At 64.0% G+C, this 18644-nt stretch carries 18 protein-coding genes; 9 read left to right on the top strand and 9 right to left on the bottom strand.

Going from position 1 to position 18644, the window contains the following annotated elements; all coding sequences use genetic code 11:
• Positions 1-69 precede the first annotated feature (69 nt).
• Positions 70-1350, bottom strand: coding sequence for an RNA-guided endonuclease InsQ/TnpB family protein (locus tag MUK72_RS13320; RefSeq protein ID WP_244705338.1), 1281 nt, complete (start codon positions 1348-1350; stop codon positions 70-72).
• A gap of 310 nt (positions 1351-1660) precedes the next feature.
• Entirely contained in the window at positions 1661-3085 is a 1425-nt protein-coding gene (locus MUK72_RS13315; RefSeq protein ID WP_244701882.1) for an IS4 family transposase, read from the bottom strand.
• 267 nt (positions 3086-3352) lie between these two features.
• Between MUK72_RS13315 and MUK72_RS13310 the strand changes: the two genes are divergently transcribed.
• Together MUK72_RS13310 and tbsP are read left to right on the top strand one after the other, a co-directional pair.
• The gene (locus tag MUK72_RS13310) at positions 3353-5416 is read left to right on the top strand and encodes a hypothetical protein (RefSeq protein WP_244701877.1); all 2064 of its coding nucleotides are present in this window, start codon (positions 3353-3355) and stop codon (positions 5414-5416) included.
• 377 nt (positions 5417-5793) lie between these two features.
• Entirely contained in the window at positions 5794-6624 is an 831-nt protein-coding gene (tbsP, locus tag MUK72_RS13305; RefSeq protein ID WP_244701873.1) for a transcriptional regulator TbsP, read from the top strand.
• 79 nt (positions 6625-6703) lie between these two features.
• Here the strand turns inward: tbsP and MUK72_RS13300 are convergent, their stop codons facing one another.
• The gene (locus tag MUK72_RS13300; protein ID WP_244701870.1) at positions 6704-7645 is read right to left on the bottom strand and encodes an alpha/beta hydrolase; all 942 of its coding nucleotides are present in this window, start codon (positions 7643-7645) and stop codon (positions 6704-6706) included.
• Between the two features lie 97 nt (positions 7646-7742).
• On the opposite strand from MUK72_RS13300, the gene MUK72_RS13295 reads away from it, so the two are divergent.
• Positions 7743-8366, top strand: a complete 624-nt coding sequence (locus tag MUK72_RS13295; protein WP_244701866.1) for an METTL5 family protein — start codon at positions 7743-7745, stop codon at positions 8364-8366.
• Here the strand turns inward: MUK72_RS13295 and MUK72_RS13290 are convergent.
• Both MUK72_RS13290 and MUK72_RS13285 read right to left on the bottom strand, forming a co-directional pair.
• Positions 8363-9607, bottom strand: coding sequence for a divalent metal cation transporter (locus tag MUK72_RS13290; protein ID WP_343749970.1), 1245 nt, complete (start codon positions 9605-9607; stop codon positions 8363-8365). The genes MUK72_RS13295 and MUK72_RS13290 overlap by 4 nt on opposite strands.
• Before the next feature lie 172 nt (positions 9608-9779).
• Positions 9780-11447 (bottom strand): rhomboid family intramembrane serine protease, encoded by a 1668-nt coding sequence (locus MUK72_RS13285; protein WP_244701846.1) that lies wholly within the window; start codon positions 11445-11447, stop codon positions 9780-9782.
• Positions 11448-11527: 80 nt separating this feature from the next.
• Here MUK72_RS13285 and MUK72_RS13280 point away from each other — a divergent pair, with 80 nt between their 5' ends.
• The gene (locus MUK72_RS13280; RefSeq protein ID WP_004055733.1) at positions 11528-11809 is read left to right on the top strand and encodes a DNA-directed RNA polymerase subunit L; all 282 of its coding nucleotides are present in this window, start codon (positions 11528-11530) and stop codon (positions 11807-11809) included.
• A 2-nt stretch (positions 11810-11811) separates the two neighbouring features.
• On the opposite strand, the gene MUK72_RS13275 is transcribed toward MUK72_RS13280, so the two are convergent.
• On the bottom strand, positions 11812-12048 hold the full coding sequence (locus MUK72_RS13275) for a DUF8151 family protein (RefSeq protein ID WP_244701843.1): 237 nt from the start codon (positions 12046-12048) through the stop codon (positions 11812-11814).
• Between the two features lie 87 nt (positions 12049-12135).
• On the opposite strand from MUK72_RS13275, the gene MUK72_RS13270 reads away from it, so the two are divergent.
• A complete protein-coding gene (locus MUK72_RS13270) occupies positions 12136-12363 on the top strand; it encodes a DUF7860 family protein (protein WP_244701840.1) in 228 nt (75 codons plus the stop codon).
• Positions 12364-12378: 15 nt separating this feature from the next.
• Here the strand turns inward: MUK72_RS13270 and hisF are convergent, their stop codons facing one another.
• Positions 12379-13194, bottom strand: a complete 816-nt coding sequence (gene hisF / locus MUK72_RS13265) for an imidazole glycerol phosphate synthase subunit HisF (protein WP_244701836.1) — start codon at positions 13192-13194, stop codon at positions 12379-12381.
• An 87-nt stretch (positions 13195-13281) separates the two neighbouring features.
• Here hisF and MUK72_RS13260 point away from each other — a divergent pair, with 87 nt between their 5' ends.
• The 4 genes from MUK72_RS13260 to MUK72_RS13245 all read left to right on the top strand — a co-directional run bounded on the left by MUK72_RS13260 (position 13282) and on the right by MUK72_RS13245 (position 16616).
• Complete coding sequence (locus MUK72_RS13260; RefSeq protein WP_244701793.1) at positions 13282-13563, top strand: DUF7550 family protein; 282 nt, start codon at positions 13282-13284, stop codon at positions 13561-13563.
• Between the two features lie 108 nt (positions 13564-13671).
• Positions 13672-14769: an NADH:flavin oxidoreductase/NADH oxidase gene (locus MUK72_RS13255; RefSeq protein ID WP_244701790.1), complete on the top strand. Its 1098-nt coding sequence runs from the start codon at positions 13672-13674 to the stop codon at positions 14767-14769.
• A gap of 177 nt (positions 14770-14946) precedes the next feature.
• Positions 14947-15666 carry a hypothetical protein gene (locus MUK72_RS13250; protein WP_244701787.1) on the top strand — a complete coding sequence of 240 codons (720 nt, stop codon included), beginning with the start codon at positions 14947-14949 and terminating at the stop codon, positions 15664-15666.
• A gap of 113 nt (positions 15667-15779) precedes the next feature.
• The gene (locus tag MUK72_RS13245; protein ID WP_244701784.1) at positions 15780-16616 is read left to right on the top strand and encodes an aldo/keto reductase; all 837 of its coding nucleotides are present in this window, start codon (positions 15780-15782) and stop codon (positions 16614-16616) included.
• Positions 16617-16861: 245 nt separating this feature from the next.
• On the opposite strand, the gene MUK72_RS13240 is transcribed toward MUK72_RS13245, so the two are convergent.
• Together MUK72_RS13240 and dph2 are read right to left on the bottom strand one after the other, a co-directional pair.
• A complete protein-coding gene (locus tag MUK72_RS13240) occupies positions 16862-17413 on the bottom strand; it encodes a GNAT family N-acetyltransferase (RefSeq protein ID WP_244701782.1) in 552 nt (183 codons plus the stop codon).
• A 70-nt stretch (positions 17414-17483) separates the two neighbouring features.
• Positions 17484-18533, bottom strand: a complete 1050-nt coding sequence (dph2, locus tag MUK72_RS13235; RefSeq protein ID WP_244701779.1) for a diphthamide biosynthesis enzyme Dph2 — start codon at positions 18531-18533, stop codon at positions 17484-17486.
• Positions 18534-18644 lie beyond the last annotated feature (111 nt).

Here is an 18644-nt window from a genome sequence, read left to right as displayed (position 1 = left end):
CTACCGCGATAGCATTTGTGGGTAAGAGACAGCCCTGAAGGGCGAGGATTCCCGATCGCAGTTGGGATATTAGGGTTCGCGGACCGCCTGTTCACGCGGGAAGAACGCTCCTCGCGTTTTGTCGAACAGACGAGCCGCTGGCTGTGCCAACCAGCCGTTACTCCTATCCACCGCGTCAGTGGACTCGGAGGTACTTTCATTCTTCAGCCGGATGTTCTCCGCACCGTTCACATCCGCGTTCGCCACGGTCCCGCATTCGTCACAGTCGTACAGGCCACGCTCAACGCGCTGGCTGTCTGCTTTCGTTCCGCACACGGAGCAGGTCTTCGACGTGTCCCGTTCAGACACCGTTTCGACGGCGATGCCCTGCATCTCAGCTTTGTATTCAAGCATCGTCGTGAAGCGGTCGAACGCCCACCCGTGCAAATCGAGGTTGCCGTGCTTGCCCCAATTCTTCGGATCGCCGTTCTCGTCGTCGCGGATGCCGCCGAGGTCGCCAACGAACACCGTGCCGACACCGCGTTCAGCGCATCGTTCCACGATCTCCTTCGAGAGTGTGTGGAAGAAGTGTGTGCGGCGGTCGGTACGTTTTTGATCCAAACGCCGGGCCTCTCGTGAGAGCGAATCGTCGCACTCCGCACGCTTCTTGGCGAAGTAGTATTCGTTCTCCTTGAGGGAACCACCGGGGTAGAGCAACGACTCGTCGCCGAACGATACGGCGGCGACGTTGCATATCCCGAGGTCCACACCCGCCGTGCGGTCGCCGGGCGGTTCGGCGACTCCCACTTCGACGCGACAGACGATGTGTAGTCGCCAGACGCCGTGTTCATACACGGCGCGGACCTGCTGAACGTTTTCGACGGTCGTATCCCGGGGACCGATAACGTCGTACTCGCAGAGGATGAAATCGCTCCATCCGTCTTTGAGATTTGACCCCTTCGAGAGACGAATACGGTCGTTCGCGGCGTCGTGCCTGAACCCCTTCTGCTTGAACGTGACCGTCGAACGCGGGTGTTCGCCGTTGTGTTTGCGGTAGCCGGGCGGGTTCGCTTTCGTGTTCCCGTTACTCCGATGCCCGTACCATGCCGTGAACGCTTCACCGAGTTCGGCAAGAACTCGCTGACTGGACTGAGAATGGAGGTCCGCGTAGCGTTCGTGGTCTTTGAGGTACTTTTGCAGATCGAAGGCCGAGGGAATCTGGCCGCAAGCGTCCCAAACGCGGCCCACAGTGTAGCGGGCGACGTTCCAGAGCTTGCTGGCGGCGAACCCGAGCGAATCGAGGCCGTCACGCACTTGCGAGTGGTTCCGCACCCTCGCCCGATATGTGCGTGTGACGACTTTATTCGCTATACGTAACCTATGATATAGAATAGACCTAAACGTTCCGGTAGAATATCCGGCCAACCATCGACGGGTAGACGGTGGTTGAACAGATGCAAGACACAGCTTACGGCGCTGTATCCCCGCCCTGAAGGGCTGTCTCTTACCCATAACTCAGCGTTATCAAGGTAAACCACCCTATTCTGGTTTGAAAATATGAAATTGGTCAAGATACTATCACGATTAAGACAGACTCACGGTTTCGAACAGGAATCGGTCTGCAAAACGGGGAATCGTCTGAGTTCACAGTGAGTTCAGCTGAATGAGCGGCCGCTGGCGCTCATTCAGCACCGAGTTCGTAGCCTTCAGCCCACATCCGGAGCTTCTGAAGCCCTTTCCACATCGTCTGCCATCCTGGTGGAGGATCAGAGCCACGGTCCAGATATCCGCCAAGCTTCGCTACACTTACAGCGTAGGCTTTGCCGTTTTGACCGCTCAGTTCTGGAAATTTCGTTTCCAGAACTGCGCGCTCGGCCTCGCTCAACAAGACTTCTGGAGCAACCGATGGTTCTCCACGAGCTAGTTCTCGTAACTCCAGTACCTTCCACGCGATCACTGAGTACACACTCAGTAACACCTCCATACGCTCCCACGTCTGAAGTTGACGTTCTTCGAACCCACAGCCAGTCTTCAACGCTTTATGCCAATCTTCGATTCGCCAGCGAGCACGGTAATACTCAATGATGGTTAGAGCATCGTCGAAGTCTTCGACCGATTCAGTGGTGAGTAACACCCACTGAATCGGGTCGTCGCTCTCGCTGATCTCGTCGATTCTCACGACGTTCACCGTGACCGGATCTTTACCAGCAGAATCGTTCCGGGGTGGAAGAAGGTCACATGTTCCTGTTGCAATCGACAACTCTGCTTGCCGTGCCTGTCTTCCGCCACCTTGCTGGATCTCGATGGTCGTGCGACCCTCCTGAGGAAGGTCGCCACTCCAGTCGAAGAGTTTGTCTAACTCACCGTCGTCCGTGTGTATCCGTCGATTTTGATTGGCTCGGACAACAAAGCCAGTGTTGTCCATCGTTTTGTTGAGTTCAGTGTACAACGAGAATGCGTCTCCGCCTCGGTCGTGGACGAAAATCGGCCGCACGTCTTCGGGAAGCCACTCGGTGGCTTCCCTGTCACCACGAATCCATTTCTCCTGTCCATTCTCAAGGAGAATTGACTCATCTTTCCCATTCGTGTCGTACGTATTGCCTGATTGTTGGTCTTCGATCAGCACCTGCTGATCGATGATCCCAGTCATACGCTGTGTTTCCGGGAGAATTCCAACCGAGGTATGGACTTTGACGCCTTCAACATCGATGTCAGCAGAGCTAATGTCACCAAGGCCCTCTTTAGCTGGGTGGCGAGGAAAGGTGAGATAGGTGGTGTCGGAGACGACCAACAGCTCGTCTCCGTCACCCAACCGTGAGTGCTGTGTTTGCTTGTGAGCAGAGAGAACCTCGTTGGGTTCCACACTGTCATTATCGCAGAATCGGTATGTAGCCTTTGTGGAGGCCCAGTCTTCGCAGGCGGCTGGGATGGACTCGGCAGGTGAACTGCCGAGTTCATCACCGATCTGGACTAATCGATCCGTGAGACGCTTATCGCCAAGATCAGCCGCCCGAAACTCCGTACGAATCCAATCTGATACATCCATATCATACAGTTCGCCATTCTCATCCAGTTTCGGTCGCCACCCCCTCGAACGACGCTCCATCTTTCGGTCTCAGTTCGTCAGCTACCGCGATAGCATTTGTGGGTAAAAGACAGCCCTGAAGGGCGAGGCTTTGCGCCTGTGTTTCACGTAACTCCGCACGACATCGACCATTCATCGGCCCCGATCGGTGTTCGACGGTTCGTTTTCGCTTCGCTCACAGCTGCGGCGAGTCGAACGGATAGACTTTTGTGGCTTGCCGTGACGTCACATACAGGACGAACCTGATCGACGATAAAGGATGAATGCGACGAGACAGGTCGGCGAGTAATGGCTGCGGTGTTCTTCGAACGGTCGACGGACGGGCTGGCGGTCGTGGACCCGATCGAGCGCCGCCAGTACGAGCTGGCGACGAGCGCGGTACGACCGACGTCTGTCGAGCTATCGCGCTTTCGCTTTCCGATCGGGAGCGCGGTGTCGATCCGGACCGATGGGATAGCGTTGCCGAGCGTCGTTTCGGTCCACGTCCGTGACGGATCGGGTGTGGTGATCGACCGCGCCGAGCATCACGCCGACGAACGATTCCCGGCCGGCGAATACATCTTGGAGGTGAGCGCGCCGATCAAGCTCTATCTGCGAGTCGAAAGCCCGCTCCGGATCAGCGCCGACGCGGCGGGAATGACGATCGAGTTCGACGGCGAGCGCGAGGTGTTGATCGGCGCGCGCTCGCACCACGAGCGACCGGCGACGACGGTACAAACGCCGGCCGACCCCGAGGCGATGATGAAGGCGATCTCGACGTTCGGATCAGCGTTGAAGACGACCAGTCCGGAACGGTCGTATCCGACCCTTCGAGGTCATCCGCCGACGATCGAACTCGGTGATTCGTTGGAGCTGTCGGGACTCGAACCGCCTGAGACGGGTGTGACCATCGAGATACCCCCCGAATACGAATCGATCTACACGGTTGCGCCGCTCGCGTACTATCTTGGTGCGACGATCGAGCCGGGTACGGAACCGCTGTTGCGGACCGATCGCGGGTTCGAGCAGTCGCTTGACGGTCCGCAGGGGTTCGAGCAAACGGTCGCGCGGACGCTCAAGCAGACCTTCTTTTTGGACTGTCTCACCCGGACCGAGGGCTGGACGCCGATGGACCTCCACGAACGGCGGCTGTTGGAGGACGAGCTGGGATTCGATTTCCCGGCGCTCTACGAGCAATCCCTGGCCACCCAGCTCGAAACGTATCTCTCGATTCCCTACCGGACGATCGCCGAGCACGTGCCGGCGTGGAAGCTCACGGCCACCGTCACGGCGACGGCCGACAGCATCGAACACCTACCGTTCGTCGTGTCCGACCTCGCCGTCGTTCGGTCCGCACGGACACACGAGGTCTCGGTGCCGAACGTCCGATCGGCCGCGCTCGATACGTTCCTGCGCGACGACACGCGGAGTACGGGCACCCAGACGGGCGGCGAGAACACGTACGTCAAACCGCTCCGATCGGAGTCTCTGGAGCAGACGTGGATCGGTGAAGGGACGCCGCTGGGGGCGAGCAAGGCGTCGCTGGCGGCCTATCGCAATCGGTTGGAGCGGACGCCGGCGGAGGGGGATATCGAGATCACGGTCGTCTGTAACGACGCGGCGATGGACGACGAGCGCGCCGTCGAGGCGAGTTACGGCGAACGAGCGGATCTCCCCTTCGACGTGACCGTCGCCCACGATCTCACCACCGACGAGCTGGCGGATGTACTCGCCGCCCGGACGGATTTCCTCCACTACATCGGCCACGTCGACGACGAGGGGTTCGCGTGCGCGGACGGCCGTCTCGACGCCCGAGAAATCGACTCGGTGGGCGTCGATGCGTTTCTCCTGAATGCCTGCCAGTCATATCGGCAGGGGATGGCGCTGATCGAGGCCGGTGCCATCGGCGGGATCGTCACGATCTCGGATATTTTGAACAGTGAGGGCGTCAAGATGGGTCGCGCGCTCGCCTGCCTGCTCGATGCCGGTTTTCCGCTGGGGCCCGCCCTCGAGATCGCCCGCGGCGAGAGCATCGTCGGCGGGCAGTATCTCGTCGTTGGCGACGGCGGCTTTGCCATCGCTGACGCTACGGGCGGCACGCCGACGCTTTGCGAGATCGAGCGCACCGAGGACGGCTTTCGGGTCGACCAGATCACGTATCCGACGCGCGAGCGCGGTCTCGGCAGCCTCTTCATCCCCGCTGCGTCGGGCGACCGTGACTGCTATCTCTCCTCGGGTCGCGTCCGCCGGCTCGATCTCTCGGCACACGAACTCTGGGCGTTTCTCGCGCTCGAAGCGATGCCGGTGAAGATCGACGGCCAGCTCCACTGGAGCGACCGGATGGATTTCGGCGTGCTTCAGGGACCGGAGTAAGTGCAGGCGCTGGCACCACTCACGTCCGTGACGCCACAACACGCCACCGTGAACTGAATGCTCTCGCTTAGCGATTCCGCTTCGGATGACTGTTGTTGACTATCACTCACAACTGATCGATATTCACCCGTGGCTGGGATGAACCTATCGTATCGTTTCCAACAGCAACGTATACGGCCAAAAACCGTTTCGTGCGAAGACCCTCGTCAACCGAACGGTCAACCGACGTCGAACTATCTGTCGTCTCCTTCTGTCTCCACGACATGCATATCGTTGCGGATATCGACCCTGGAAGTTGCAATATCCTTTTACTTTGTGCGTTTCAGGTTCAGTTGGCCAATAAAATTAAATAGATGGAAAACCTCCGTTTAGTTGCTATGAGTTTCACGAACCGAATCGAAACGGACGTTGCCGACGTCTACCGCGCCGTGCTTTCGGAAACGACCGACGACGCGTTCGTCGTCGTGCCCGCGGCGGCGTCGGTCGAGCGGCTCGTGACGGTGCTCGACGGTCTCGACAGCCCGCCGACAGTACGCCTGCTCGCGTTCGACAGTACGCTCAAGGACGTTCTCGACGATTTCCTGGTTGCCAGCACCGCCGCCGATCTCATCGACGAGGGCACGCTCTCGTTGGGGACGATCGAGGAGGCCGGCACCGGCCAACTGATCGTCACCGACGAAACGGTCGTCTCGCTTGTCACGGCGGGCCAGCGGGTGGCCGCCCTCGGGACCGACGACGAGGAGTTCGTCGCGAACGCCAACGAGCGCTCCGAGGAGCGCTGGGAAGCGAGCTCGTCGTACAGCCTCAGAACCCCGCCGCTCTCGCGGATCCGCGAGACGATGGCCGAGGCGTTCGATCCCGGCGTCCGCGACGACTTCGACGCCGTGCTCGCCTCGCTCGACACCGCCCGCGGCGACGGCAACGGTCTCGACGAGGTGACGATCAGCCTGCTCGTCGCGGCGAAAAACGAGGAGCTGCTCTACGACATCTCGAAGTGGGGTGAGGACACTGGCGTCGCGAGCAAGGCCACCTTCTCGCGGACGAAGACTCGCCTCGAAGAGATGGGACTGCTCGACACGACGAAGGTGCCCATCGACGTCGGCCGCCCACGACTTCGGCTGCTGCTCGGCGACGAGCGCCTCAGCGAGGCCGACGCCGACGAGCTGGCGGCCGTCGCCACCGGCATCCTCTCGACCGACGCATCCTGATTCAGACGGACCCGAGAGATCGGGACCGGAACCACCGTTCTCACTGCCGATTTGTTCCGATCACTTCGTCCTCTCCGACCTACTGGGCGAACGCGTCCCTGAGATCGTCCGCAAGCACCGCGATCGCGTCGCGACTGCGGTCGATCGTGTCGACCAGATTGAGGAAGCCGTGGATCATCCCCTCGAAACACTCGTGGGTGACCGGCACGCCCGCCGCGTCGAGGCGATCGGCGTAGGCGATTCCCTCGTCGCGCAGCGGATCGAACCCCGCGGTGACGACGGTCGCCGGCGGGAGATCGGAGAGATCGCGTGCCATGAGTGGTGCGGCGTACGCGTTGCGTGCGTCGGTCGGATGTGAGAGATAGCGTTCGTAGTACCACTCGGCGCTTGCCCGTTCGAGGAGATAGCCCTCGGCGTTCTCCTCGTAGGAATCGAACTCCTGGAACGACGGCGAGTTGACCGACGGATAGACGAGCGACTGATGGCAGAGCTCCGGCCCGTCACGGTCGCGGGCGACGAGCGTGACGGCGGCGGCCAAGTTGCCGCCCGCACTGTCGCCGCCGACCGCGACTCGATCCCCGTCGCCGCCGAGCTCGTCGGCGTAGTCGACGGCCCACTCGGTGGCCGCGTAGCAGTCCTCGACGGCCGCCGGGAAGGGGTGCTCGGGCGCGAGCCGGTAGTCGACCGAGACGACGAGACAGTCGGCCGCGTTGGCGAGCGCGCGACAGACCGGGTCGTGGGTGTCGAGCCCACCGACGACCCATCCACCGCCGTGGAAGGTGACGAACACGCCGTAGGGCTCCGTCCCCGTCTCGGGGGCGTAGACGCGCACCGGCAGCGGTCCGCCCGGCCCCTCGATCGAGAACTCCTCGATCTCGCCGACGGGCTCCGGATCGGGCGTCGTGAACAGCTCGTCGAGGCGGTCGCGGGCGGTCGGGACCGACATGCCGTGGGTCGGCGGCGTGCGCTGGCGGTTGATCCGTTCGAGCAGCCGTTCGACCTGTGGATCGGGGTCGTCCATTCCCCGGACCGACGGCGACGATTGACGTAGTTCTACCCCTCGAATAACTCCGAGGTATGTGGAAAGGTTTTCGTATGCCCGCTGGGTATCGCCGTCGATGAGCTCCGTGAGCGCGCTGGCCCAGCGACTCGCCGTCGTCGCTGGCTTCGAGAACCCACGGACGAGCCTGGAGCAGTACCGGACGCCGCCGGGACTGGCGGCCAGGCTGGTCCACGACGCCGACCTGCAGGGCGACATCGAGGAGCGGTTCGTCGTCGATCTCGGAACCGGGACGGGGATGCTCGCGCTCGCGGCCGCGCTCCGTGGCCCGCGCGGCGTGGTGGGTGTCGATATCGACCCCGATCCGCTCTCGACGGCACGCGACAACGAGGGGCGGGTCGGCACGGCCGCCGACATCTCGTGGCTGCGCGCCGACGCGACCGACGCGCCGCTCGACACGGATGGCGAGACGACCGTCGTGATGAACCCGCCGTTCGGCGCACAGGACGGCAACGAACACGCCGACCGCGCGTTCCTCGCGACGGCCGCCCGCCTAGGCGACGTCTCGTACTCGGTTCACAACGCCGGTAGCCAGGAGTTCGTCGAATCGTTTGCCGCCGACAACGGCGGGACGGTCACGCGCTCCTTTCGCGCCGAACTCGATCTCCCCCGACAGTTCGACTTCCACGACGAGGACTCCCACACCGTCGAGACCGAGCTCTTCCGTATCGAGTGGGCCTAGAGCCACGTCACAATCTGACTGTAGAGGCTGCGCGCCGTCAGAAACGTGAAGACGAACATCAGCACGGTGACGACGGCGAAGACGGCGTTCAACCACCGTGGATGGTCGAAGAACTTCCGATTGGCGAAGAAGAGCGCGAGCGCGAAGATCGGCAGTCCGATGAGGCCGTTGACGGCGGGCATCACGATGCCGAGTCGCACCGGCGTGATGTCGGTGAACTCCATGAGGAGAACGGCAAAGCCCACCGCCATTACGATGAGTATCTCGACGGTGCGCCGGAAACCCCGATCGCCGAAGACGGTCGTCCGATCCCAGGCCTGCGGCACGAGAAAGCCGGCCCCGAACAGTGTTCCGGTCGCGGAGGAAAACGTTGCCAGCAACACCGCCAGCACGAACACCGGCAGCGCCCAGCCGCCGAAGATGGCCTGCAACGGGACGCCGGGGCTGGTGAGCGTCGGCGTTCCCGGCTCCATCGTCAGCGCCGAGACGACGATGACGGCCGCGCTGAGCAGCACGATGAAGGCGATGCCGACGAAGTTGTCCCGGCGGTACGGCCCCATCTCGGTCCAGTTCTTCGAGGGCTGGATGCTCGATTGAATGATGAAGTTCGGGTAGTAGACCGTGGTGCCGAACAGCGCGATGAGGCTGGTCAGGAAGCCGATATCGCTCTGCAGGTACGGCACGAACCCCGACATGACCTGCCCGATCGGGAGATCGAGCCCGAGCGTGAGAACGATGTAGATGGCAAACACGGTCAGGATGATCGCCGCGATGGCGGCCTCGACGCGGTCGTAGACGCGGAGTTCGACCAGCGCGATGCCGATGCCGCCAGCGAGGATCGCACCGACGTAGACGTTGTCGAACGGCGTCAGATAGGCCAGCGCAGCGCCGGCGACCGCGTAGTTCGAGATCGCCCAGAACTGCATGATGAAGGCGATGAACAGCGCCATTGCCTTGGTCGGTCCCGCACCGATCGCCCCGCGGATGTAGCTCACGACGGGTTCGTCGATGGTCGCGAGCCGGCCGGACATCTCGTGCATCGCCAGATCGACGACGAGCGCGACCGGTAGCGCCCACAGCAGGAGGAACCCCCAGTTCGCCCCCGTGTTGGCGAGGATGTACACCGAGCCGGCCCCGAACACGTTCGCCGAGAACAGCAGGCCCAGACCGTACGCCTCCACGAACCGTTTCGGTCCCTCCACCGGGAGCCAGGAGGGGACGTAACTGTCCGCCGAACTCATCGTCGATTCACCCATGATCGTATCATTTGTATCCACCATCCATGACTATAGATAGCACACAACGTATAGCTAGTTGGATCGGTCGCCTGCAGAGGACGGCTCCTTTAACCGCGACAGTCTGAATCAGGGCTGTTCGCCGGCGGGGATCGGTCGTATGGCTCCGCGACACCGATCACCGATAGCGCTCGCGTTCGGCGATCGGGACGCGCGTCGCGCCGGTTGCGGCGAACAGCGTTCGTCCCTCGCGGCTGAAGGTGAGATTCGCGGCGCGCGTCGTGCCGTTGTTCGGGAGTGGCGCGCGTCCGAGCGTCTCGTTGGCCCGTGAGACGACGATTCCGAATCCCCTCGTTCGGGGGACGATCGAGACGTTCTTCCCCCGGATCGTCGCGTCGGCGGTCGCCGGTGCGGAGCGGTAGCCGACCCGAGTTTGGTTGCTCCGATTGAGCCAGATCTTGTAGGCACGGTCGTCGCCCGCCTGCCAGCCGCTGCGCGAGACCCGTATCCGCTCGTCCCAGCCAAGGCCGCCGAGGCGGACGGTCGCTCGTCCTGTGAACGCGAGCCGCGATGCCTGGACGGCGGTCGTCCAGAGGTGACGGCGCTCGCTCGTCACGATGACGCCGCTGGCGTTGACAGTCGTACTCTCGCCGAACGCCGCGACGTCGACGACCGACACCTGTCGGTTGGTGATGTTCTCGGCGTATCGCACGGTGTAATCCCTGACGGCGATCGCCTCTGATTGGCCGGCCGTCGCGTTGGCGGGTGCCGCGTTGGGTGTGGTGGCCGCCCGCGCCGTCGACGATTCGACGGTCGTGAGGTTCACCGGGATCGCAGGTGCCGACAGCGCCGCGAGCGCGAGCAACACGACCACGGCCGTCCCAGCCCATCGCTCGGTACCGCCGACGAGCGGGACTGCGGACGGGACGCGCCCGGTGGCGACGACGCCCGCAACGACCAGCAGGGCGAGCCCGAAGACGAGCACCACGCCGAGCGCGCGATAGAGCACGAACCCGCCGTTGCCGCGAAACCAATAGACCGCCCACAGCGACTGTGAGATGGCGAACAGTACGGTTCCGAGCCAGAGACGGCCGGCCGTGGGTCCCGTCTCGCGCCGCCGGACGAGCACGATCCCGGCGAGCACGCCGACGAGCAGGCCGATCGCGTGGGCCTGGATGGCGATGCCGGCCCACCAGGGCGCGCCGAACGACGGGTCGGCGCTGGCCTGGACGACCGGGTTCCGGACGGCGGCGTAGACCTGTCGGACGGCGTCGCTGGCCGCGAGCGCGACCACTGTCGCCAGCGGGTAGTGGATGAGCGCGACCCCGGCGATGGCGAACAGCACGCCCGAGAAGCCGATGACCGGGCCGATCGCGAACAGCGCGACGAACAGCCCGACGAGCAGCGCCGCGGCCGGGATCGCGAGCACGCGGGCGAGCGGCTTCCTCACGAGTGACGATTTCGGACCCTGTTCGTCCGGATAGTGGCCCCAGGCGTACTCGGCCAGCGGGGCGAGCGCGAGCGTTCCGATCAGGTTCCCGATCAGATGCCCCGGGCCGACGTGGGCGAACGAGGAGAGGGCGATGCCGAGCGGGGAGCCGTACGACCACGCGCGGAAGGGGAGCACGAGCGGGCCGTACCAATGCTGGAATCCGCCCTGCACGAACAGATAGACGGCGAGCACGCCGAGCATCGTGAGCAGCGTTCCCCAGGGGATGCCGGCGAGAAAGCGCGCTCGCAGCGCCGTGGTCCGATCGCGATCGTCGAGCCGCAATGCCACGAGCGCCGAGAGGACGACCGCGAGGGCGACGGCGATGCGGGTGAGCGCCAGCCACGGCGAACTCATGGCCGATCGTGGGTATGCGTGGGTTTCACTCTGTCGCGGCCAGTCGTCAGGTTCAAGCGCGCGAGACCGAACAGTAGTGTATGGAACTGCGGGTCATCGAAAGCGACGAGAACGAGCTCTCGATCGAGGTCGCCGACGAGGGGCACACGTTCATGAACGTGCTCAAGGGAGCACTGCTCGAAACCGAGGGTGTCACGACGGCCACCTACGACGTCAATCCGGAGCAGTCCGGTGGGCAGACCGAACCGATTCTCACCATCCGTACCGAGGGGACGGACCCGCTCGACGCGCTCGAAGACGGCGCAGGACGGGTGAACGACATGACGGCGGCGTTCCGGACGGCCTTCGAAAGCGCTGCCTGAGATCAGTTCGCGGGCTGTCTGTACAGGCCGACGGCTTCGCGGGCGAGCACGAAGCCCGCGACGAGCAACACGCCGCCGAACACCGCCATCCAGATCCCGATCGTCTGCTCGCCCGCACCGAGCGTCTCGATACCGTTGAGTTCGACGAGCGCGCCGGCGACGGCCGCGAGCGTCGCCCCGACGGCGCGCACGGCGGCCGATCCGAACTCCGCTGCTATCTCTAGAACTGGTTCGATCATGGCGTCCGCTCACCCGTGGACTGTCAAAGCGCTTGTGATTCGCCGACGAAACGTAATCCTTGAGGGAACTCGGTGGGAACCGGCGGTATGGCCCGCTACGGCGATCTCAACTACGGTTGGCTCACGAAACACGGCTTCGGGCTCGGCGTCGCCCTGTTCGTTCTCGGCGCGCTGGGCTCGATCGCCGGTCCGGCGCTGTTCGGCCCGCTCCCCGGCTGGGAGGCGACCCTGTTCACCGACAGCGAAGTCGCCGGCATCGTCATCGCCTTCTTCTCGGTGATGTTCTTCGGGATCGTCCTGCCGCTCACCGAATAAAGACGAACCCCTAGATCAGCGCCGCACCGGAACCCCGTGTTCGTCGAGGTATTCCTTCACGTCCTCGATCGAATATTCGTCGAAGTGGAAGATCGAAGCGGCGAGCGCTGCGTCTGCATTCGCTGCGGTGAACACCTCCTCCATGTCGGCGGGGCCGCCACAGCCCGAGGAGGCGATGACCGGCGTCGAGACGCTCTCACAGACCGCGCGCGTCAGCGGGACGTCGTAGCCCTCCTTCGTGCCATCGGCGTCGATCGAGTTGACGAACAGCTCGCCGGCACCTCGACTTTGGGCCTCGCGCGCCCATTCGACCACGTCGATGCCCGTGCCCTCGCGGCCGCCCTTCACCGTGCACTCGAACCAGCAGGATTCGCCATCAGTAGTAAAGAAGTGTTCTCCCTCCTCGTCGTAGCGACGGCGCGCATCGACCGAGATGACGATACACTGGCTGCCGAAGCTCTCGGCACCCTCCGTGATGAGTGCTGGTCGATCGAGCGCGCCCGTGTTGATCGAGACCTTGTCCGCGCCCGCTCGTAGGGTTTCCCTGATGTCCGTGCGCGTACGGATGCCGCCGCCCACAGTCAGGGGAATGAACACCTCGTCGGCCACGCGCGAGACGACGTCGAGCATCGTCTCGCGGCCGTCGGCGGAGGCGGTGATGTCGAGGAAGACGAACTCGTCGGCACCCGCCTCGTTGTACCGACGCGCCATCTCGACGGGGTCGCCGGTGTGTTCGAGGTTCTCGAAGTTCACGCCGGTGTAGACCGCCGGCTCGCCGTCGTCGTCGAGATCGACGTCGATACAGGGGATAACGCGCTTCGTCAACGCCATTCACGCGGACTACTGCGCTCCGGGCAAAAAACCGTCCGGTCGCCCCCGACAGGGAGGCTTTAGTAGCCCCCGACCGTCGGCCCGCCCATGAGCGACGACGCGCCGACCGAACCGCGCGAGTCAGCATCCGGCCAAGAGCAGGCGACCGACACCGAAGACGAGACGATGGTCGAGGGCGATCGCGAGCACCGTGAGAGCCACCCCGACGACACGGGCGAGGGAACCCACGGATCGGTCGAACCGGTCGCCACCCGCGAGACGTCGCCGATGAGCGAGTTCACGGGGCGACAGGCCGGTATCGGCGCGCTCGTGGCGGTCGTCGGACTCGTCGTCACGTTTGCGATCCCGCTCGTGCTCACGCTCGGCTGAGTCGGGGCGTCCGCACCGCCCGCACCGCCCGATTCGTGTTCGTCCGTTTTCACGCCGGAGCGGCCGTTTCCGTCACCGTCTTTCCCGGTGAGCGAGTAGGCAGGGTCGATGACAGCAGATCTCTTTGCACCGCTCGAACTGCGCGAGACGACGATCCCGAACCGGGTGATGGTCTCGCCGATGTGTCAGTATTCCTGTGACGACCGCGACGGGCTGGCGACCGACTGGCATCTCGTCCATCTCGGCAGTCGGGCGTCCGGCGGGGCTGGCGTCGTGATGACCGAGGCGACTGCCGTCGAGGCCCGTGGACGCATTTCCCCGGAGGACCTCGGCATCTGGAGCGATGCACACACCGAGGCGCTCGCTCCGATCGCCGAATTCGTCAAATCCCAGGGCTCGGTGCCGGCGATCCAGCTCGCCCACGCCGGCCGGAAGGCATCGAAAGCCCGGCCGTGGGACGGCGGCGAGCCGCTCCAGCCCGACGAGGGTGGTTGGGAGACGATCGCGCCGAGCGACCAGCCGTGGCCCTACGAGAACGGCGCGACGGCGACCGCGAAGATGGACCAAGACGATATCGAGGACGTCATCGACTCTTTCAGAGCCGCCGCCGAGCGCGCCGACGAGGCGGGCTTCGACGTCGCCGAGATCCACGCCGCTCACGGCTACCTCCTCCACGAGTTCCTCTCGCCGGTCACCAACCACCGGACGGACGACTACGGCGGCGATTACGAGGGCCGGAGCCGGCTGGTCCGTGAAGTGACCGCCGCGGTGCGGGAGGTCTGGCCCGACGACAAGCCCGTCTTCGTCCGGATCTCGGCGACCGACTGGCTGCCGGATCGCGAGTCCTGGACGGTCGACGATTCGGTGCGACTGGCCGATGATCTCGCCGCGGCGGGTGCTGACCTCATCGACGTGAGCGCCGGCGGCAACGACCCCGACCCGCAGATCCCCTACCGGGGACCAGGCTACCAGCTTCCCTACGCCGATCGCATCACCCGCGAGCGCGACTCGGAGATCGCTGTCGGTGCGGTCGGGGGCATCTCTTCGCCGGAGCAAGCCGATGCACTCGTCCGCAACGGCCGGGCCGACATGGCCATCGTCGGGCGCGAACACCTCCACGATCCGTACTTCTCGCTGCACGCCGCGCACGAACTCGACCGTCCCGAGGCCGCCGAGCCACCCATCCAGTACCGACGCGGGTTCTGAGTCGACCGGTCGTCGTCGAGCTCCCGACCGGCACGCGCGACAGCGCCAGAACGTCGAACTCCCCTCGAATTGAACCGTCAATCTCACTATCACTGGTCTCGAACGATCGGTACAGCCGATGGATGGAACTGCTTCTGGTGACTGTCGGCACGTATCGCCCCGAGATAGGCCCGAGTGATGCGGAGACGGGACTATCTTCGCGGGCTGGGCGCGATCGCCGGCATCGTCGGTGTCGCGGGCTGTTCGTCGAGTGCCTCCGAGGAACCGGCCGCGGGTCCGACAGCCCAGGAGCCAGCAGGAAACGCGCCTGACGAGCCACGCACCGAACGCACTGCGCCGGGATCGAGGCTCAGCCGGACCGCCGACGAACCGACCGCCGACCCGACGGCCCAACCGACGACCACAGCGACGCCGACGCCGATCCCGACACCGGAGCCGCCCGCGAACAGGCTGTTGCTCGCGCCGGCACTCGGTACGGGCTGGGGGTACGCCAGCGATTCAACGCCTCGGATTCGGGACAACGGCACGATAACGGCGCTGTATCGTGGCACGCAGCCGTACACGCGGACCCTTCGAACACGGCTCTGGCGATGCGAGGGTCGGACGCTCGACGCGCTCGGCGGAACGTGTTCGCTCGGGACTCTCCCCAGCCGATATCGTTCGCGGGACGACATCGAGACGGCGAGTCCCACGATCGGCGAGACTGCGTTCGCGTGGTGGTCGGGGCCGCGGACCGACATCGAGGTCGTCGCGGCCGATCACGTGTTCCGTATGAGCCATACGCCGCTCGCGGAGCAGGCGGACGAGAACACGGCTCGCCTCCCGTCCCGCGCTGCACGGCTGACTGAACTCATCGGGCTCGCCCGACAGCAAGCCGAAAAGCTCGCATCCGACTGAAATCTCGGCGTTGAAGTCGTGTCTCGATCGTTCTCGACGTTATCGAGTCCGGGAAACGCACGGCGACTGCCGGGGCCGAAAGAGGCACCCGTCTGGTGGTCGTTCTCCACTCGATGGCAACCGAAAACCGAAGCGATACGTTCGACATCGGCGGCGAGGACACCGTCCACCGACTGGGCTACGGCGCGATGCGACTCACCGGCGAGGAGATCATCGGCCCGCCGGACGACGAGGAGGAGGCAAAAGAGGTCCTCCACCGGGCGACCGAACTCGGCGTGGACTTCATCGATACTGCCGACTCCTACGGGCCGGCCGTCTCGGAGCGTCTGATCGGCGAGGCGCTCGCACCCTACGAGGACGTGTTCGTTGCGACCAAAGGCGGGCTCTGGCGCGACGACCGCGACGGCTCCTGGCCGCGCTGTGGCCAACCGGGCTACATCCGCAACTCGATCCTGGGCAGTCTCGATCGGCTCAAGACGGACACGATCGATCTCTATCAGTATCACCGCCCGGACCCCGACATGGACTACGCCGAGGCGGTCGAGACCTTCGCCGACCTCAAGGACGAGGGGAAGGTCAACCACGTCGGTGTCTCGAATGTCTCGGTCGAGCAGCTCGAAACGGCCCGCGACGTAGTCGAGATCGCCACCGTCCAGAACCAGTACAACATCGGCGATCGCGAGCACGAGGCAGTCCTCGACTACTGCGAGGAGCACGACATCGGCTTCATCCCGTGGGCACCGCTCGGCTCGGGCGACCTCGACGGGCTCGACGAGGTGGCCGACAACCACGACGCCACACCCTACCAGGTCGGACTCGCCTGGCTGCTCCAGCACTCACCCGTGATGCTCCCGATCCCCGGCACATCGAGCGTCGAGCACGTCGAGGAGAACATCGCCGCCAGCGATATCGAACTCACCGACGAGGAAATCGAGACGATCGAGGGCTGAACCGGGCGAACGAATTGATCGCACCTGATTTTACCGACCAACCATTTTTGGTAGCGGTGGCGCGCAATGAATCCGGCCGAAGGCCGGAGAACGCGCGAGGGATGAGCGAGCGACCGTAAGGAGCGAGCGAATCGGCTGGGGAGGGTGTGGATTGTGGTCCTCATTTGTGTCAGAATTCGCCGGTAGAAGCTACTTGGCCGGATAGAATATAGAGAGGGTTTGCCGATTGTATTCACTGAATGAGTTCACGAATTGCGCTGTTCGAGCCACTCCTCTCGCAACAGTCCGTACTGGAGCATGTCGCGGTGCTCGCCGTCGATGAACATGTATTTGCGCCGGCGACCCTCCTCGCTGAAGCCGAGCGATTCGAGCAGTCCCTGGGAAGCGTCGTTGAAGTCGAACGCACCCGCACCGATGGCGGGCGTCTCGTAGCTCCGAAAGACGTACTCGACGACGAGCGCGACTGCCTCGGTGCCGTAGCCCTCGCCGTGGACTTCCGGCACGAGCCAGTAGCCGAGTTCCGGGCGCTTCCAGTCGGCATCCTCGACCGAGACGACGCCGATCCGTCGCACCGCGCCCTCGTCGGGCTGGCCGGGACCCGCGTCGTCGAGACAGACGAGAAAGCGATCGGTCTCTTCGGTATCCCACTCCTCGACTTGCTCTTGATTTCTGAGCGGAGAACCGAGCGGGTAGCGAATTTCGGGATTGGCAGATGCGCGCTGAGTGAACGGGACGTCCTCCTCTTCGACGGTGCGGAGCGTGACGCGCTCGCCGCGCTCGATACGTGCGCCGGGCATGATCGTACAACCCGGATAACCAGGATATGCGTTCCGACTCAATCCATTCCTATCGTCAGAACTCCGTCATCTACCAGGTGCCGTGGAAGGTATCGAACGAGAGCGAATCGAGCGGCTCGTTGCCGACGGCGATCTCGTACTCGCCCGGTGTGAGCATCGGCTTGTGGAATCGCGGGCCGTCGTCGGTCGTGATGCGTGGACAACCGGTGTTGACGAACGCGTCCATGTCGAAGTTCCGGAGACGATCGGGCGTCACCTCGTCCATCGTGATGAGATAGGCGTTGTCGTTCTCCTCGACGATCTTCTCGGCCTGGTCGTAGCGCCCTTGCCCGATCTTCGTACAGAAGATGACGCCCCACTTCTGTGCATCCATCGCGCGGTGGACAGCGCCGTAGCGCTGTTTGAGGAACTTCTCGGTGTCGGCGATCGAGACGGCGTTGTTGACGGGATCGGCGATGACGACCCGCTTGTCTGGGTGTTCCATCGCCAGTCCGAGGGGATGGAACTTCCCGCCGCCGACGTAGAGCACCTGATCGGCGTCGATGTCCGCCGAGGCGTAGTTGCAGCCAAGCACCTGTCCTTCGTGGGTGAGCCGTTCGTCGCCGCGGCGGGTGTGAACGTCGAAATCACGCTCTTCGAGCCACGCACGCATCTCCTCGAACTTGTTCATGTGCTGGGCGGTCGTCACGAGGCCGACGTCGGGGTTCTCGTCGGGATCGGCGAGTTCGTTCAGGGAGTCCTCCAGGATCGGCTCCACGTCGACGTTCGAGAACAGCGGCACGTAGATGATCTTGTCCGACTCCTTCATCGGCGAGTGGCCGAAGTGGACGAAGACGTCCGTCCGGCGCATCATGTAGGTGTCGAGGTCACAGGCCCCGTAGCAGGGTTGGCCCGACAGGAGTACCCGAACGTCATCGGGCAGGCGCTCGCGCAGGTCGTCCGTGACCGCCGGACCGCGGCGTTTCAGCCCCTCGGGGAACTGCAACCCGACCTTCTTCGCGTCGCGCTCGTCGACCGCCTCGACGATCCTGTCGAGCTCGTAGTCCCACTCCCGGTCGTGTTTGAGCGCCATCCCCGTCTTGGTGAGGTCGCCCGATTTCGACTCCGACGTGTGGCTCATTGGCCGGTTTATCGCCTCCTGCCGTTTAGTCCCGGCGTTTTGCCGAGCGACCGATCAGGCGGTGCGCCGTCAATGTCTTCGATTCACCACCGCCCGGGGGGTTGAAACCGC

This window comes from Halococcus dombrowskii (genome assembly GCF_022870485.1).
Taxonomy (GTDB): domain Archaea; phylum Halobacteriota; class Halobacteria; order Halobacteriales; family Halococcaceae; genus Halococcus; species Halococcus morrhuae.
Note: the sequence above shows the minus strand (reverse complement) of the source record. Positions and strands in the feature narration are given on the sequence as shown.

What these genes read in the sequence shown, in the direction of transcription:
- MUK72_RS13260 (WP_244701793.1), top strand. Translation starts at nt 13,282, where the DNA reads ATGAGCGACGACGCGCCGACCGAACCGCGCGAGTCAGCATCCGGCCAA.
- MUK72_RS13255 (WP_244701790.1), top strand. Translation starts at nt 13,672, where the DNA reads ATGACAGCAGATCTCTTTGCACCGCTCGAACTGCGCGAGACGACGATC.
- MUK72_RS13275 (WP_244701843.1), bottom strand. Translation starts at nt 12,048, where the DNA reads ATGATCGAACCAGTTCTAGAGATAGCAGCGGAGTTCGGATCGGCCGCC.
- MUK72_RS13250 (WP_244701787.1), top strand. Translation starts at nt 14,947, where the DNA reads ATGCGGAGACGGGACTATCTTCGCGGGCTGGGCGCGATCGCCGGCATC.
- hisF (WP_244701836.1), bottom strand. Translation starts at nt 13,194, where the DNA reads ATGGCGTTGACGAAGCGCGTTATCCCCTGTATCGACGTCGATCTCGAC.
- MUK72_RS13315 (WP_244701882.1), bottom strand. Translation starts at nt 3,085, where the DNA reads ATGGAGCGTCGTTCGAGGGGGTGGCGACCGAAACTGGATGAGAATGGC.
- dph2 (WP_244701779.1), bottom strand. Translation starts at nt 18,533, where the DNA reads ATGAGCCACACGTCGGAGTCGAAATCGGGCGACCTCACCAAGACGGGG.
- MUK72_RS13300 (WP_244701870.1), bottom strand. Translation starts at nt 7,645, where the DNA reads ATGGACGACCCCGATCCACAGGTCGAACGGCTGCTCGAACGGATCAAC.
- tbsP (WP_244701873.1), top strand. Translation starts at nt 5,794, where the DNA reads ATGAGTTTCACGAACCGAATCGAAACGGACGTTGCCGACGTCTACCGC.
- MUK72_RS13290 (WP_343749970.1), bottom strand. Translation starts at nt 9,607, where the DNA reads ATGAGTTCGGCGGACAGTTACGTCCCCTCCTGGCTCCCGGTGGAGGGA.
- MUK72_RS13280 (WP_004055733.1), top strand. Translation starts at nt 11,528, where the DNA reads ATGGAACTGCGGGTCATCGAAAGCGACGAGAACGAGCTCTCGATCGAG.
- MUK72_RS13310 (WP_244701877.1), top strand. Translation starts at nt 3,353, where the DNA reads ATGGCTGCGGTGTTCTTCGAACGGTCGACGGACGGGCTGGCGGTCGTG.
- MUK72_RS13285 (WP_244701846.1), bottom strand. Translation starts at nt 11,447, where the DNA reads ATGAGTTCGCCGTGGCTGGCGCTCACCCGCATCGCCGTCGCCCTCGCG.
- MUK72_RS13270 (WP_244701840.1), top strand. Translation starts at nt 12,136, where the DNA reads ATGGCCCGCTACGGCGATCTCAACTACGGTTGGCTCACGAAACACGGC.
- MUK72_RS13245 (WP_244701784.1), top strand. Translation starts at nt 15,780, where the DNA reads ATGGCAACCGAAAACCGAAGCGATACGTTCGACATCGGCGGCGAGGAC.
- MUK72_RS13295 (WP_244701866.1), top strand. Translation starts at nt 7,743, where the DNA reads ATGAGCTCCGTGAGCGCGCTGGCCCAGCGACTCGCCGTCGTCGCTGGC.
- MUK72_RS13240 (WP_244701782.1), bottom strand. Translation starts at nt 17,413, where the DNA reads ATGCCCGGCGCACGTATCGAGCGCGGCGAGCGCGTCACGCTCCGCACC.